The following is a 15,835-nucleotide window of genomic DNA, read 5'->3' as shown; positions in this document are numbered from 1 at the left end:
CTCCCCAAGCCTAGACTCGGTCCACTCCAAAAAAAGGTAGGCCGCCATGTCCGAGACGTTGCTCAGTTCCCGCAATCTGGCTTTCGAGCTGTATGAAGTCCTCGATGCCGAAGGCCTGACTCAGCGTGAGCGTTTCGCCGAGCACAACCGCGAAACCTTCGATGCTGCCATTGGCACCGCTCGCAACATCGCCGAGAAGTTCTTCGCTCCGCACAATCGCAAAGGCGACGAGAACGAGCCGCGCTATGAGGACGGTCAGGCGGTTCTGATTCCAGAAGTGAAACCGGCGGTGGATGCCTTCCTTGAAGCCGGTTTCCTCAACGCTGCGCGCAGTTTCGACGCGGGCGGGATGCAACTTCCTACGCTGTTGTCTCAGGCCTGCTTTGCGCATTTTCAGTCGGCCAACGCGGCGTCGACCTCTTATCCGTTCCTGACCATGGGCGCGGCGAACCTGATCGAAAGCTTTGGCACCGAGGAGCAGAAACAGCGCTTCCTGCAACCGATGATCGACGGACGCTTCTTCGGCACCATGGCGCTGACCGAACCGCATGCCGGCTCGTCGCTGTCGGATATTCGTACCCGCGCAGAACCTGCGCCTGACGGCACCTATCGACTCAAGGGCAACAAGATCTTCATCTCCGGCGGTGATCACCCGCTGTCGGAAAACATCGTGCACATGGTGCTGGCCAAGCTGCCGGATGCACCGGCCGGGGTGAAAGGGATTTCGCTGTTCATCGTGCCCAAGTTTCTGGTCAACGATGACGGTAGCCTCGGCAAACGCAACGACGTACTGCTGGCCGGGCTGTTCCACAAGATGGGCTGGCGCGGCACCACCTCCACCGCGCTGAACTTCGGCGACAACGGCGAGTGTGTCGGCTACCTCGTGGGCAAGCCTCATCACGGCTTGAGCTACATGTTCCAGATGATGAACGAGGCACGAATTGGCGTCGGCATGGGCGCGGTGATGCTCGGTTACGCCGGTTATCTGTATTCCCTGGAGTACGCACGCGAGCGCCCGCAAGGTCGCGTGCCGGACAGCAAGGACCCGAATACCGCGCCGGTGGCGATCATTCAGCACGCCGACGTCAAACGCATGTTGCTGACTCAGAAAGCCTACGTCGAAGGTTCGTTCGACCTTGGGCTGTACGCGGCGCGACTGTTTGACGACACCACGACCCTTGAGACTGAAGCCGAGCGCAAACAGGCCCATGAGCTGCTGGATTTGCTCACGCCGATCGTCAAATCCTGGCCGTCGGAGTTTTGCCTGAAGGCCAATGAACTGGCGATCCAGATACTCGGCGGCCACGGTTACACCCGCGAATACCCGGTGGAGCAGTATTACCGCGACAACCGTCTGAACCCGATTCACGAAGGGACTCACGGCATTCAATCGCTGGACTTGCTGGGCCGCAAACTGGCGCAGAACGGTGGTGCGGGGCTCAAGCAATTGATCCGTCTGATTGCCGATACCGCCGAGCGCGCTCAAGCGTATGAATCGTTAACCGCGCTGCGTGAGCCATTGGAGAAATTGGTGGCGCGCCTGCAAACCGTGACCATTGGTTTGCTGACGGATCTGGGGCAAGGCAAGGTTAATAGCAGTCTGGCGAACTCGGCGCTGTACCTGAAAGTGTTCGGGCATACGGTGATTGGCTGGCGCTGGCTGGAGCAGGCGATTCGCGCTGAGGAAGGGTTGGCCAAAGGGAATGTGGCGGATGTGAGCTTCTATAAAGGCAAGCTGCAGGCGGCGCGGTATTTTCTGACGTGGGAAGTGCCGGGTTGCCACCATGAATTGGCGATTCTTGAGGCTCGGGATGATGTGTGTCTGACAATGCAGGATGAATGGTTCTAATCGCAGTCTTGTATCGCTGATCGTTCCCACGCTCCGCGTGGGAATGCAGCCCGGGACGCTCCGCGTCCCTTTTCGATCGTGACGCAGAGCGTCACAGGAGGCATTCCCACGCAGAGCGTGGGAACGATCGGTTAGGTGAGTTTGAAGCTACCCATCTGCCGCGCCAAATCATCCGCCAAGCGCTGCAACGTCTGACAATCCTCGCGGCAAGCCCTGACCTCCCCCGCCGTCGCCCGCGCCAAGTCAGAAATCCCCTGCACGTTCCGGTTAATCTCTTCCGTCACCGCCGACTGCTCTTCCGTCGCCGCCGCCACCTGATGGTTCATGTCGCTGATGCGTTCCACCTGCCCGGTAATCGCCGTCAACGACGCCCCGGTGCGTTGGCTCGACTCGACGCCCGTGCCGGTCGCCGCTTGCCCGGAATGCATCGACGACACCGCGTTCTCCGCGCCTTGCTTGAGGCTGCCAATCATCTGCTGAATCTCATCAGTCGACGACTGCGTCCGCCGCGCCAACGTCCGCACTTCATCCGCCACTACCGCAAACCCACGCCCCATGTCCCCGGCCCGCGCCGCTTCGATGGCCGCGTTGAGCGCCAACAAGTTGGTCTGCTCGGAAATCCCGCGAATCACTGCTAACACCTGATCGATGGATGCCACCTGATGGGCCAACTCGCCCACCGCACTGGCAGCGAGGCCAATCTCATCGGACATGCTTTCAATATGCCGGATCGACCCGCCCACCACTTCCCGCGCCTGCATCGCCTCATCGCGGGCAGTTTGTGAAGCCACCGCAGCGTTGCCGGCATTCTGGGCGATTTCCTGCACAGTCAGGCCCATTTCGTGGACGGCGGTGGCGACCATGTCGGTCATTTCCTGCTGCCGGCCGGAGCGTTCTGCGGTGTTGTCCACCACCCGCGCCACCTGGCCGACTGCCGTGCGTAAACGCTCGCTGGTGGTCAGCACTTCGCCGATCATGTCGCGCTGGCTTTCCAGGAATCGATTGAAGCCGCGAGCCAGGTCACCCAGTTCATCGGCGCGACTGGAATCTAACCTGTGGGTCAAATCTCCACCACCGCTACCGATGGCTACCAGCGCCGCTGTTACCTGACGGATCGGCCGCACCAATCCACGGGCCAACAACACCACCAGCATCAGGCAAACCAGCGCCACCGCCAGGCCGATACCGCTGCTCATCCACATTGCGCGGCGCGCTTCGGCGTAGATCTGCGACTGCGGCACTTCGGCCACCAGGGTCCAACCCAAGTCCCGCAACGGCAGGCTCAATGCCAGGAAATCTTCGCCATCGCGATCGAAGCTGCTGTGGGTGGCAGCTTGTTGGCCCATGACGGCTTGCGCTGCCGGGGCGCCAATCTGTTCGGCCAAGGAGCGTTTGCCGCTGAACTGCGCCTCGGGGTGAACCTGGATCAAACCGTCGGAACGCACGAGATAGACCTTGCCGCGCTCACCGAAGTTGAAGTTGTGGATCAGCTCCGACAGCTCTTTCATGCTCAGGCCAAGCCCGGCAACGCCCACGACTTTGCCGGCCTGCTCGACTTTGAGGTCGATGAACAGTGCCAATTCTCCGGTCGCGGTGTCATTGTCGATATTGAGGGTGCGCGGCTGATTGCTGTCGAGGAACGAGTAGAACCAGGCGTCTTTGGGGTTCGAACGGCTGAGGGTCCGGTCCAGGCCTTTTTCGGTGAAGTAGTGGTTTGAAGCTGTGCCGACGATCAACGCGGTAAAGGCTTTGTGCTCCGCGCGAATGCCTTCCAGATACTCCACGAACGTGGCGGTCTGGGCGCTGTTTTCACCCCCGGCCAACCAGTCGCGCACCATGCTGTTGCTGGCGATGTCCTTGGCGGCGGTGAGGGGTTGAACGAGGATTCGCTCGATGTCGTTGCGCATCGCTTCGATGCTCGACGGCAGCGCTTGTTCGACCAGATAGCGCTCGGCGAGACGGTTGACCACGAGGGTATAAATGCCAACCACGATCAGAATACTGACCAGCAGGGCGGTGCCCATGCTCAGGATCAACTGCCATTGAATACTGCGTCGCCAGAACTGCATGGAGCACCCCCAAAGAATAAGAGGCTGAAACACTGCAACAGCCGTGCCGATTGTATACAACGCAAGCGACAATTTATTCTTTGGTTGTGCGCAAAGCCGATCAGGCCTGATTGATCGTCTTGGAGATCACTTCAACCGTGGCGCTGACTTGCTCTTGGTAACGGTCGAGTTCCTGCTTGTGCTGTTTCTGCATTTCGATCTGCTGGGAGCACAGATTCATCGCGGCCAGCACCAGCAAGCGGTCACCGATCAGCGTCGGGTACTTCCTTTTGGTGTCAGCCAGGGCAGCCTTCAGCATTAACGCGGCGTCCAGCAGGGTTTGCTCTTCCCCGGCCGGCGCCTTGATCGAATAGTCCTCCCCCAGGATCGAGACGACTTTTACCCCTGCGGCGCCGTGATTCATGCGCTGACCGGGCCGGCGCTGACGCGCTCAACCAGGGCCTGGATACGAGCAGCGGTGGCCCCTTGTTTCTCTTCCTGTTCCATCAGCGCCAGTTGCAGGCTTTCGTTTTCATCCTTGGCCTGGGCCAGTTCTGCGCTCAGGGTTTGGTTGGTGCCGAGCAGGGTCTGGTTCTGTTGCACCAGGTCGCTGACCAGCTGTTCCAATTGGCTTAGGGATGCTTCCAACATTTTGATTTTCCAAGCATTTTCAAAGGGCGCGTACGATAAAGAAAAGTCACCACGGATGCCAGGGTTATTGGGGCGCAAGGCCTTGATTTTCCTGGCGGGCGACCTTCCTCGCGAACTTTAAAGACTGTGATTGGCGAATCTGGTTCCTGCACTTCGTCGCCGGAGCCGTTGTGCGACAAAAACGCGCAGGGCCTCAAGACTTTAGTCGTATGACCGATAAGTCACCCATACGTCAGTCTCAGCGCCGCACGGATGCGCTCTTTTCGGTAAACACCATGTCCCTTCGTAATATGAATATCGCGCCACGGGCGTTCCTCGGTTTTGCCCTGATTGGCGGTTTGATGCTGGTTTTGGGTGTGTTTGCCTTGAACCAGATGAGCAAGATTCGCGCGGCCGGTGAAGACATCACTTTGAGCAGCGTTCCGAGCATCAAGAGCCTGGATGAGTTCACTCAACTGACCCTGCGCCTGCGGGTGTTGTCCTACCGTTTGCTGGTGAACCGCGAGCCGGATGTCCAGCAAAAGACCATGGAACTGCTGGAAACCCGCAATCAACAGATTCGCGCCGCTCAGGCGACCTACGAAAAGCTGATCACCAGCCCGCAGGAACGTTCGGCCTACGACCAGTACGTGCAGTTGCTCGGCCAGTACCGTCAGATTGAAGACCGCATGAAGACCCTGTCGCGCAACAATCAGGTGGATGAACTGCGCACCCTGCTCAACACCGATTTGCTGACCAACTCCGAAGCGGTGAATGCCGTGTTGAACCGTTTGCTGGAGATCAACACTCAGCAGACCCTCGACACCAATCAGCAAGCCGCCGACCAGTACGCTTCGGCCTTCACCCTCGTGATCACCTTGCTGGTGATCGCGACCGGCCTGACCCTGCTTTTCGCCTGGTTGCTGACCAACAGCATCACCAAGCCGATCGCCAACGCCCTGAGCGCTGCCGAAGAAATTGCTGAAGGCAACCTGACTCGCCCGATCACCGTAGACGGTGAGGACGAAGCCGGCCGCTTGCTGCTGGCCATGTCGAAGATGCAGGACAAGCTGCGCGACACCCTGCAGCGGATTTCCGGCTCCGCCACGCAACTGGCGTCGGCCGCTGAAGAGCTCAACAGTGTCACCGACGAAAGCGCTCGTGGCCTGACCCAGCAGAACAATGAAATCGAACAGGCCGCCACCGCGGTCAACGAAATGACCAGCGCCGTGGAAGAAGTCGCGCGCAATGCCGTCAGCACGTCCGAAGCCTCGAAAAATGCCACTACCTCCGCCGGTGATGGCCGTGACCTGGTGCAGGAAACCGTCAGCGCCATCGAACGCATGAGCGCCGATGTGCAGAGCACCGCGACCCTGATTGGCGACCTGGCCAACGAGTCCCGTGACATCGGCAAAGTGCTGGACGTGATTCGCGGTCTGGCTGACCAGACCAACTTGCTGGCATTGAACGCGGCCATCGAAGCGGCCCGTGCCGGTGAAGCCGGTCGTGGTTTCGCCGTGGTAGCGGACGAGGTTCGTGCCTTGGCCCACCGCACCCAGCAGTCGACCAGCGAAATCGAACGCATGATCGGCAGCATCCAGAGCGGTACCGAACACGCAGTGGATTCGATGCGCAACAGCACCGAGCGTGCTGAATCGACCTTGAACATCGCTCGTGGTGCAGGTATGTCGCTGGACACTATTAATAGCGCGATCGTCGAAATCAACGAACGCAACCTGGTCATTGCCAGTGCAGCCGAAGAGCAGGCGCAGGTCGCTCGCGAAGTGGATCGCAACCTGGTGAACATTCGTGATCTGTCGGTGCAGTCGGCGACCGGGGCGAATCAGACCAGTGCCGCGAGCAATGAGCTGTCGCGATTGGCGCTGGACCTGAACAACATGGTTGGGCGGTTTAGCCTTTAACAGCCAATGCACCGAACCCTGTAGCAGCTGGCGCAGCCTGCGTTCGGCTGCGCAGCAGTCGCGATTCCAGCGTACTGGATCCGTCTGACGTACCGCGAATCACAATTTGACGACTGCTCCGCAGCCGAACGCAGGCTGCGCCAGCTGCTACAGGGGCAGGTCGTGCCACTGCTGTGTCATTGCAAAAAGCTTTTTGACAGCATCACATTTCAACAGGTTAGAATCGCTGGCACGCAGACTGCATGGTCAGTTTGCGCCCGCCTTTCAGCTTTCTGGAGTACTGCCTTTGAATGCGACGACCATCAACAGCCTGTTCTTGATCGGCGCGTTGCTGGTAGGTGCAAGCATTCTGGTGAGCTCACTTTCATCGCGCCTCGGTATCCCGATTCTGGTGATCATCCTCGCGGTGGGCATGTCGGCCGGCGTCGATGGCGCCGGCATTATTTTCGATAACTACCCAACGGCTTATCTGGTCGGCAACCTCGCCCTGGCCGTCATCCTGCTCGATGGCGGCTTGCGCACCCGGGTTTCCAGCTTCCGCGTGGCGTTATGGCCGGCGCTGTCGCTGGCGACAGTCGGAGTGTTGATCACCACCGGGCTGACCGGCATGGCAGCCGCGTGGCTGTTCAACCTGAACCTGATTCAGGGCCTGCTGATCGGCGCTATTGTCGGCTCCACCGACGCCGCGGCGGTGTTCTCGCTGCTCGGCGGCAAAGGCCTGAACGAACGAGTCACCGCCAGCCTCGAGATCGAGTCCGGCAGCAACGACCCGATGGCGGTGTTCCTGACCGTGACCCTGATCGACATGCTCGCCAGCGGCCAGACCGGTCTGCACTGGAGCCTGCTCGGGCACTTGATGCGCGAGTTCGGTATCGGTGCCGTCATCGGCCTCGGCGGCGGCTGGCTCATGCTGCAACTGGTCAACCGCATCCACTTGGCCACCGGCCTGTATCCGATCCTGGTCATTGCTGGTGGACTGGTCGTGTTCGCCCTGACCAACGCCTTGCACGGCAGCGGCTTTTTGGCGGTTTACCTGTGCGGCCTGGTCATCGGCAACCGCCCGGTGCGCAGCCGCCACGGCATTTTGCACATGCTCGATGGCATGGCCTGGCTGGCGCAAATCGGCATGTTCCTGGTGCTGGGGCTGCTGGTGACGCCCCACGACTTGTTGCCGATTGCCCTGCCCGCTCTGGGCCTGGCGCTGTGGATGATTCTGTTTGCCCGGCCATTGTCGGTTTTGGTCGGCCTGCTGCCCTTCAAGGCGTTCCATGGGCGCGAGAAGGCGTTCATTTCATGGGTCGGGTTACGCGGCGCGGTCCCGATCATTTTGGCGGTGTTCCCGCTGATGGCCGGCCTGCCCAACGCCCAGCTCTATTTCAACCTCGCCTTCTTTATCGTGTTGGTGTCGCTGCTGGTGCAGGGCACGAGCCTGCCGTGGGTCGCGAAGCTTTTGAAAGTGACCGTTCCGCCGGAGCCGGCGCCGATCTCCCGCGCAGCCCTGGAAGTGCACGTCACCAGTGAGTGGGAGCTGTTCGTTTATCGCCTCGGTGCCGAGAAATGGTGCATCGGCTCGCCCCTTCGCGAACTGAAAATGCCCGAAGGCACCCGGATTGCGGCACTGTTTCGTGGCCAACAATTGCTCCATCCGTCGGGTAGTACGGTGCTCGAAGTCGACGATTTGCTGTGCGTAATCGGCCATGAACACAACCTTCCGGCCCTCGGAAAACTCTTCAGTCAGGCACCGCAACGGGGCCTCGATTTGCGCTTCTTCGGCGACTTCGTACTCGAAGGAGACGCCCAGCTGGCTGCGGTTGCGGCGCTGTACGGATTGAAAGTGGAAGGCATCGATCCGGACATGTCGCTCGGCCACTTCATTGCCCAGAAAGTGGGCGGTGCACCCGTAGTCGGTGACCAGGTGGAGTGGAACAACACCATTTGGACCGTCGCGGTCATGGAAGGGAACAAGATCGGTAAAGTAGGCGTCAGATTCCCCGAAGGAAGTCGCCCCGGTCCGGGCTTGTTCCTCTAAACTCCACACTTCGTCTCGTTTTTGATCGGTCTCTATGTCAACCCTGCGCACGTTTATCATCACGGCCCTGCTGGGCTTGAGTCTTTCTGTCGGTACATTGCAAGCGGCCGAACCGCCGTCCAGCGAAGCCGTGCAGGCGAACCTGAACAAGATCGCCGACCGCAAATTGCCGGAAGCCGATCAGAAAGCCCTGCAGAGCATCCTGCAAAGCACGCTGACACAGCTCAACAACAAGCGTGATTACGAGCAGAAACTGGCCGATCTCAAGCAGCAACTGGCCAACGCCCCGAAGCAGAACATCGAGAACCAGCGAGAACTGGCCAAGCTCAAAGCCAGCAAAGTGCTGCCAGTACCGCAGCGCTATGCCAAAGAGCCTATCCAGCAACTGGAACAAATGCTCACCGAGCGCTCCACCCAGCAAAGCGATCTGCAAAAAGCCCTGGCCGAGGCCAACAGTCTGGTGATTACTGCCCAGACCCGCCCCGAGCGCGCACAGGCCGAAATTTCGACCAGCCAGACTCGCATCCAGCAGATCAACAACATCCTCAAGATCGGCAAAGACGCCGGCAAGACCTTGACCCCTGAGCAACGCGACCTGCTCAACGCCGAACTCGCAGCACTGAATGCCCTGATCCCGTTGCGTCGCCAGGAACTGGCCGGCAACAACCAGTTGCAGGACTTGGGTAACAGTCAACATGACTTGCTCTCGGAAAAATCCGATCGTCTGGATCAGGAAATCCAGGAGCTGCAAACCCTGATCAACCAGAAGCGCCTGGCCCAGTCCCAAGAGACGGTGACGCAGCAGTCCATCGAAGCGCAGAAGTCCGGCGGCAGCACCCTGCTGGCTACCGAGAGCGCGGCCAACCTGAAGCTTTCAGACTACCTGCTCAAAAGTACCGATCGCCTCAACGAAGTCACCCAGCAGAACCTGCAGACCAAGCAGCAGCTGGACAACGTGACCCAGAGCGATTCGGCGCTGGACGAGCAAATCAACGTGCTCAAGGGCAGCCTGCTGCTCTCCAAGATTCTCTACAAACAGAAACAGTCCCTGCCACGCCTCAAGCTCGACCGTGACCTGGCCGACCAGATCGCCGACATTCGCCTGTATCAGTTCGAAGTCAGCCAGCAACGGGAACTGCTCAGCAACCCGGCGACCTACGTCGACAACCTGCTGTCGACTCAGCCCCCCGAGCAAGTCACCCCGCAACTGCGCAAGAGCCTGCTGGAACTGGCCACGACCCGCGCCGACCTGCTGGAGCGGCTGAACCGCGAACTGAGTGCGGTGCTCAACGAATCCATTACCCTGCAGCTCAATCAGAAACAACTGCTCAGCACCGCGCAAAGCCTGCGGGCGACCCTCGATGAGCAGATGTTCTGGATTCCCAGCAACAAGCCGCTGGACCTGGAATGGATGCGCGCCGTGCCGGAGCGCCTGGAACGTCAGGTCACCACGCTGCCGTGGGCTTCCAGCCTGAGCGAATTAAGTGACGGCCTGACTCAACGGCCGCTGCTGTTCCTGCCCCTGGCACTGTTGATCGGTGCCCTGCTGTGGCGGCGCAAAAGCCTGTATGCCCGACTGAGCAAGGTTCACCAGGACATCGGCCACTTCAAGCGCGACAGCCAGTGGCACACGCCGCAGGCAATCCTGATCAACATTCTGCTGGCGATGCCGGTCTCACTGGGTCTGGCCTTGTGTGGCCTGGCCTTGCAAATCGACGCCCGCGGACAGAACGCGAACATGGGTGCGGCACTGCTGCAAATGGCCCAGGCGTGGCTAGTGTTCTACACCGCTTACCGGGTCCTCGCGCCGGGCGGCGTGGCCGAACTGCATTTCCGCTGGGAAAAACCTCAGGTCGAATTCCTGCAGGGCTGGGTCCGTCGACTCGGGCTGGTGGTCATGGCGTTGGTCGCGGTGGTGGCAGTCGCCGAACTGCAACCCGCGACCCTGGCCGATGACGTACTCGGCATGCCGGTGGTGCTGACCTGCTACGCGTTGATGGCCTGGCTGCTCAGCCGCCTGCTGATCAGCAGCCCGACTCACCAGAACGCTTCGCTGTTCCGCAAGGCCGTGGGGATCATGTTCACCGTCCTGCCTGTCGCGCTGTTCGTGGCGGTGTGCTTTGGCTATTACTACACCGCGCTGAAGCTCAGTGACCGATTGATCAACACCCTTTACCTGCTGATGTTCTGGCTGGTGATCGAGGCCACCTTCGTGCGCGGTCTCAGCGTTGCGGCACGCCGTCTGGCCTACCAACGCGCCCTGGCCAAACGCCAGGCCGCAAAAGAGGCCGGCGACGGCGAAGCGGTGATCGAAGAGCCAACGCTGGATATCGAGAAGGTCAACGAACAGTCCCTGCGCCTGATCCGCCTGGCACTGCTTGGCGGTTTCATCGCGGCGCTGTACTGGGTCTGGTCGGACCTGATATCTGTGTTCTCGTACCTGGATAACGTCACCCTCTACGAATACACCAGCGGCACCGGCGCCAACATGAGCATGGTGCCGATCAGCATTGGCGACATGCTCGGTGCGCTGATCATCATCGGCATCACCTTCGCCCTCGCGCGTAACTTGCCGGGGCTGCTGGAAGTGTTGGTGCTGTCGAAGCTGAACCTGGCTCAGGGCAGTGCGTACGCCACCACCACGTTGCTGTCCTACGTGATCGCTGGCATCGGTTTCGTCTCGACCCTGTCGACACTCGGCGTGAGTTGGGACAAGTTGCAATGGCTGGTGGCGGCGCTGTCGGTGGGTCTCGGCTTCGGAATGCAGGAAATCTTCGCGAACTTCATCTCCGGGATTATGATTCTGTTCGAACGTCCGGTGCGGATTGGCGACACCATCACCATCGGCAACCTGTCCGGCACGGTGAGCAAGATCCGCATCCGCGCCACGACCATCACCGACTTCGATCGTAAGGACATCATTGTCCCGAACAAGACGTTCATTACAGGACAACTGATCAACTGGTCCCTGACCGACACCATCACCCGAGTGACCCTCAAGCTCGGTGTCGATTACGGCTCGGACCTGGACCTGGTCAAGGAATTGCTGCTCAAGGCTGCGCGCGATAACCCGCGAGTGTTGAAAGACCCGGAGCCCCACGTGTACTTCCTGAACTTCGGCGAAAGCACCCTCGACCACGAGTTGCGCATGCATGTGCGCGACCTCGGTGACCGTAACCCGGTGCTCGATGAGGTCAACCGCTTCATTAATCGCGAGTTCAAGAAACAGCACATCAACATCTCGTTCCGGCAGATGGAGGTTTACCTCAAGAACATCCAGGGTCAGGAATACAGAATGGTGCCGGTCGATCCGGAAGCCAAAACCATTGTGCCGCTGGTGGATGGCCAATCACCGTTGCAGCCACCATCGGCCAAGCTCGACTAAGCGGCCTATCCCTAGCAGAATGCTCGGACATTCTGCTGGAGATGGCCGTTGAAAGCCCTCGACGAACTGACCTTCGATAATCGTTTCGCCCGCCTGGGCGATACGTTTTCCACCCACGTGCTGCCCGAGCCGATCGACAACCCGCGCCTGGTGGTGGCCAGCCCCGCCGCCATGGCGCTGCTCGATCTCGACCCTGACGTGGCCGAAACCCCGGCGTTCGCCGAACTGTTCAGCGGCCATAAGCTCTGGGCTGACGCGATCCCGAGAGCGATGGTCTATTCAGGTCATCAGTTCGGTTCCTACAACCCACAACTGGGCGATGGTCGCGGTCTGTTGCTGGGCGAGGTCTACAACGAGGCCGGCGAGCATTGGGACCTGCACCTCAAGGGTGCCGGCCAGACGCCCTTTTCGCGCATGGGTGATGGACGGGCGGTGCTGCGGTCCTCGATCCGCGAATTTCTTGCCTCTGAAGCGCTGTATGCCCTGAACATCCCGACCACCCGCGCTCTATGCGTAATCGGCTCCGACACGCCGGTGTGGCGCGAGAAGCAGGAACGCGCGGCCATGGTCCTGCGCATGGCGCCGAGCCATGTGCGTTTCGGGCATTTCGAATATTTCTACTACACCAAACGTCCCGAGAAACAGAAAGAACTCGGCGACCACGTGCTGACCATGCATTTCCCGGAATGCCTGGAACAACCGGAACCGTACCTGGCGATGTTTCGCGAAATCGTCGAGCGCAATGCCGAGCTGATCGCCAAATGGCAAGCCTACGGTTTCTGCCACGGCGTGATGAACACCGACAACATGTCCATCCTCGGGATTACCTTCGACTATGGCCCGTTCGCGTTCCTCGACGACTTCGACGCCCACTTCATCTGCAACCACTCCGATGACCAGGGTCGTTACTCCTTCAGCAACCAGGTGCCGATCGGCCAGTGGAACCTCAGCGCCCTGGCCCAGGCCCTGACGCCGTTCATCAGCGTCGAAGCCCTGCGTGAAACCCTCGGTCTGTACTTCCCGCTGTACCAGGCCCATTACCTGGACCTGATGCGCCGCCGCCTCGGTTTTACCACGGCCGAAGACGATGACCAGAAACTGCTGGAGCACCTGCTGCAACTGATGCAGAACAGCGGCGTCGATTACAGCCTGTTCTTCCGTCGTTTGGGTGAAGAATCACCCGAACTGGCCGTCGCCCGCTTGCGCGATGACTTCGTCGACATCAAGGGCTTCGATGCCTGGGGTGAGCTCTACATCGCCCGAGTGACGCGTGAAGGCGAGGTTGATCAAGAACAACGCCGCAAACGGATGCATGCGGTCAATCCGCTCTACATCCTGCGCAACTACCTGGCGCAGAAAGCCATTGATGCGGCGGAGAGCGGCGACTATTCAGAGGTACGTCGGCTGCACGCAGTGCTGAGCAATCCGTTCGAGGAGCAGCCGGGGATGGAGAGTTATGCCGAGCGGCCGCCAGAGTGGGGCAAGCATCTGGAGATCAGTTGCTCTTCCTGAATCCGATCAGATAAAGGTCTCTACCGACACTCCGAAGCGCTCGGCCAACCAGCGGATCTGCCGCAGGTTGAGCTGACGCTTGCCGCTCAAGATCTCGGATACCACTGACTGGGTGCCGACGCCGGGCAGCTCGCTTTGGCTCAATCCGTGTTCGCGCATCATGTAGCCGAGAACGTCGACACCGCTGGGCTTCGGCATTGGGTGATGCTTGTGATCCCATTCCTCGATCCAGTCACCGATGATATCCACCAGACTCATCAGCGGATGGGACTCATCATCGCCCGTCATCTCGAGCAACTCGTCTAGCGCCTGCGCCAACATGTCATAGTCATCTTCATTTTTTGGTTTGCGCAGCACAGGTGAGACGAACTCCCAATGCTCGGCAGCTTTTTTGATAAGAACACTCATGCTCTTTCCTCCTTCCATTTTCCGCGTCCATATTCGCGGTGATCCAACACATGCTTGATATAAAGCTTTTGCGATCGATACCTGACAAAAGCGATCAGCCGCAACTTGTTGCCACCGATGTCAAAAACGTGAAACTCACCCACCTTGTCGATAGCAGGAAACAGGGCCCTCATCGCCGCGAAATCCGGCGGCTTGCTTCCTTTGGCCACTTGATACCAATGATCCAATGCGGAAGCTGCCTTTGGCCATTTAGTCTTGGCTTCACGTATTCATTTTTCGGTGATGACATGCATGCAACATCCTTATCGCATTCTGCTATGGGGAGTTAATCACAGACCAAAAATATCGCAAGTTGCGATAATCCTGAGCAGACCAACGGTCTCGCCCAGTACGACTCAGCCTAGTTTTATCGCCGGACGCTGCACGATTGAAAATGTGAGCAGACGTCTCCACATAGAGATGATCGGCTTCTTTACAGGATCATCCGCATGACCGACCCACTCCTCATCCCCTGCCCCCACTGCAACGGCCTCAACCGCATCCCCGCCGAACGCCTCAACGACCATCCAAAATGCGGCCGCTGCAAAGCCGAAGTCCTGTTGAATAAACCCTTCGAACTGAAGCAAAGCGATTACGCCAGCCAGATCAAAGGCGATCTACCGTTGCTGGTGGACGTTTGGGCGGAGTGGTGCGGACCGTGCAAGTCGTTTGCGCCGGTGTTCGAGCAGGCCGCGGTGCAATTGGCGGGCAAGTGTCGACTGGCCAAGCTGGACAGCGAGGCAAACCAGCAGTTGTCGGCGCAGCTGGGGATCCGTTCGATTCCGAGTCTGATTCTGTTCAAGAACGGCCGGGAAGTGGCGCGTCAGAGCGGGGCCTTCCCGTTACCGCAGTTGATGAGCTGGTTGCGTAGCCAAGGGATCTGACGACCAGTTGTCAGGTGTTTTCTAGGAGGTTGTGCAGATCGACAAATTGCTGCGTCAGCTTATGACGCGGATCGAGGTGGATCAGCGGCGTGTTGGCCTGGTGGGATTCACGCATGCGCACCGAGCTTCCCAAGTACACCGGTAATACCGGCAGGCCTTCGGCGATCAATTCATCGAGGATTTGCTGAGGCAGACTGGCGCGAGCCTGGAACTGGTTGACGACGATCCCTTCGACTTCCAGCCCTTCGTTGTGGTCATCCTTCAATTCTTCGATTTCCGCCAACAGGCCGTACAGCGCCTGACGCGAGAAGCTGTCGCAATCGAAGGGGATCAGCACACGATCAGCGGCAATCAACGCAGATACCGCGTAGAAATTCAACGCTGGCGGGGTATCGAGGTAGATCCGGTCGTAATCACCGTCCAGCTCCTCGAGCAATTTGCGCAGCTTGTTGATCTTGTGTTTGGCCTCAAGCTTGGGCTGCAAGTCAGCCAGCTCGGCAGTGGCAGTGATGACATGGAGGTTGTCGAACGGGGTTTCGTAGATATCGACCTGGCTTTTTTTGGAAAACGGTCCGGAAGACAGGGTCTGTTTGAAAAAATCGGCGATCCCCATCGGAATGTCATTACCGGTGAGGCCCGTCAGGTACTGAGTGGAGTTGGCCTGGGCGTCGAGATCCACCAAGAGGGTGCGATAGCCCTCGCTAGCACTGACCGCCGCCAGATTGCAGGCAATGCTGGATTTGCCTACGCCACCTTTCTGATTGAACACCACGCGCCGCATGTCAAAACCTCCGTGTATCAAAGAATGACCGAGTGTAGTAGTCCACGGCGCTGCTTAGCTACCTCGCCAGCATCGGGACTACACAGTCATCGGCAATCTCTCAATAAAAAAGCCGCTAACTCTGTCGTTGACCACTGACAGAGCCGACAGACATGCCCACCATGATGTGGATAATGGCCAAGTGACAGCCATGCACGAACCAACCGGTACATTTCATTGAGCAAAATGTAACCATCATTTGCTACACGCCCGCCGCAACGGGATAATGCGCGCCACTCGGCGCTAAGCGCTACGTAAGGTAGTTCGCGTTTTTTGCGACTCACCGCGTCAAGGAAGCCCGCAGGGGCG

At 59.3% G+C, this 15,835-nt stretch carries 12 protein-coding genes and 2 pseudogenes; 7 read left to right on the top strand and 7 right to left on the bottom strand.

What is annotated here, in order from left to right:
• Positions 1-46: 46 nt before the first annotated feature.
• Entirely contained in the window at positions 47-1,849 is a 1,803-nt protein-coding gene (locus tag ACMXYI_RS09120) for an acyl-CoA dehydrogenase (RefSeq protein ID WP_415772922.1), read from the top strand.
• Between the two features lie 131 nt (positions 1,850-1,980).
• On the opposite strand, the gene ACMXYI_RS09115 is transcribed toward ACMXYI_RS09120, so the two are convergent.
• The 4 genes and pseudogenes from ACMXYI_RS09115 to ACMXYI_RS09100 all read right to left on the bottom strand — a co-directional run bounded on the left by ACMXYI_RS09115 (position 1,981) and on the right by ACMXYI_RS09100 (position 4,548).
• Positions 1,981-2,712: a methyl-accepting chemotaxis protein gene (locus ACMXYI_RS09115; RefSeq protein ID WP_415773880.1), complete on the bottom strand. Its 732-nt coding sequence runs from the start codon at positions 2,710-2,712 to the stop codon at positions 1,981-1,983.
• A gap of 135 nt (positions 2,713-2,847) precedes the next feature.
• Positions 2,848-3,873, bottom strand: a pseudogene (locus ACMXYI_RS09110) (HAMP domain-containing protein); the annotation flags it as partial.
• A 145-nt stretch (positions 3,874-4,018) separates the two neighbouring features.
• Entirely contained in the window at positions 4,019-4,321 is a 303-nt protein-coding gene (locus tag ACMXYI_RS09105; RefSeq protein ID WP_008149648.1) for a cell division protein ZapA, read from the bottom strand.
• Entirely contained in the window at positions 4,318-4,548 is a 231-nt protein-coding gene (locus ACMXYI_RS09100; protein WP_415772920.1) for a hypothetical protein, read from the bottom strand. Before ACMXYI_RS09100 ends, ACMXYI_RS09105 begins: the two co-directional genes overlap by 4 nt.
• Before the next feature lie 209 nt (positions 4,549-4,757).
• Between ACMXYI_RS09100 and ACMXYI_RS09095 the strand changes: the two are divergent.
• From ACMXYI_RS09095 to selO, 5 genes and pseudogenes are all read left to right on the top strand, one after another.
• Positions 4,758-5,594 (top strand): annotated as a pseudogene (locus ACMXYI_RS09095) (MCP four helix bundle domain-containing protein); the annotation flags it as partial.
• The gene (locus ACMXYI_RS09090) at positions 5,577-6,449 is read left to right on the top strand and encodes a methyl-accepting chemotaxis protein (protein ID WP_371925560.1); all 873 of its coding nucleotides are present in this window, start codon (positions 5,577-5,579) and stop codon (positions 6,447-6,449) included. The pseudogene ACMXYI_RS09095 and the gene ACMXYI_RS09090, both read left to right, overlap by 18 nt.
• Positions 6,450-6,735: 286 nt before the next feature.
• Positions 6,736-8,478, top strand: coding sequence for a potassium/proton antiporter (locus ACMXYI_RS09085; RefSeq protein WP_415772918.1), 1,743 nt, complete (start codon positions 6,736-6,738; stop codon positions 8,476-8,478).
• A 34-nt stretch (positions 8,479-8,512) separates the two neighbouring features.
• Positions 8,513-11,863: a mechanosensitive channel MscK gene (mscK, locus tag ACMXYI_RS09080; protein WP_415772916.1), complete on the top strand. Its 3,351-nt coding sequence runs from the start codon at positions 8,513-8,515 to the stop codon at positions 11,861-11,863.
• Positions 11,864-11,911: 48 nt separating this feature from the next.
• Positions 11,912-13,375, top strand: a complete 1,464-nt coding sequence (gene selO / locus ACMXYI_RS09075; protein ID WP_415772914.1) for a protein adenylyltransferase SelO — start codon at positions 11,912-11,914, stop codon at positions 13,373-13,375.
• Positions 13,376-13,381: 6 nt separating this feature from the next.
• Here selO and ACMXYI_RS09070 read toward each other — a convergent pair whose 3' ends face one another.
• Positions 13,382-13,783 (bottom strand): helix-turn-helix domain-containing protein, encoded by a 402-nt coding sequence (locus ACMXYI_RS09070; protein ID WP_415772912.1) that lies wholly within the window; start codon positions 13,781-13,783, stop codon positions 13,382-13,384.
• Positions 13,780-14,052 carry a type II toxin-antitoxin system HigB family toxin gene (locus ACMXYI_RS09065; protein WP_415773879.1) on the bottom strand — a complete coding sequence of 91 codons (273 nt, stop codon included), beginning with the start codon at positions 14,050-14,052 and terminating at the stop codon, positions 13,780-13,782. Before ACMXYI_RS09065 ends, ACMXYI_RS09070 begins: the two co-directional genes overlap by 4 nt.
• A gap of 219 nt (positions 14,053-14,271) precedes the next feature.
• Between ACMXYI_RS09065 and trxC the strand changes: the two genes are divergently transcribed.
• A complete protein-coding gene (gene trxC / locus ACMXYI_RS09060) occupies positions 14,272-14,706 on the top strand; it encodes a thioredoxin TrxC (RefSeq protein WP_056741233.1) in 435 nt (144 codons plus the stop codon).
• A 10-nt stretch (positions 14,707-14,716) separates the two neighbouring features.
• Here trxC and ACMXYI_RS09055 read toward each other — a convergent pair whose 3' ends face one another.
• A complete protein-coding gene (locus ACMXYI_RS09055; protein ID WP_415772910.1) occupies positions 14,717-15,487 on the bottom strand; it encodes a ParA family protein in 771 nt (256 codons plus the stop codon).
• Between the last annotated feature and the right edge of the window lie 348 nt (positions 15,488-15,835).

The organism is Pseudomonas lyxosi, from assembly GCF_047758685.1.
In the GTDB taxonomy this organism is placed as follows: Bacteria; Pseudomonadota; Gammaproteobacteria; order Pseudomonadales; family Pseudomonadaceae; genus Aquipseudomonas; species Aquipseudomonas lyxosi.
This window is presented reverse-complemented; position numbering and strand designations above follow the sequence as displayed.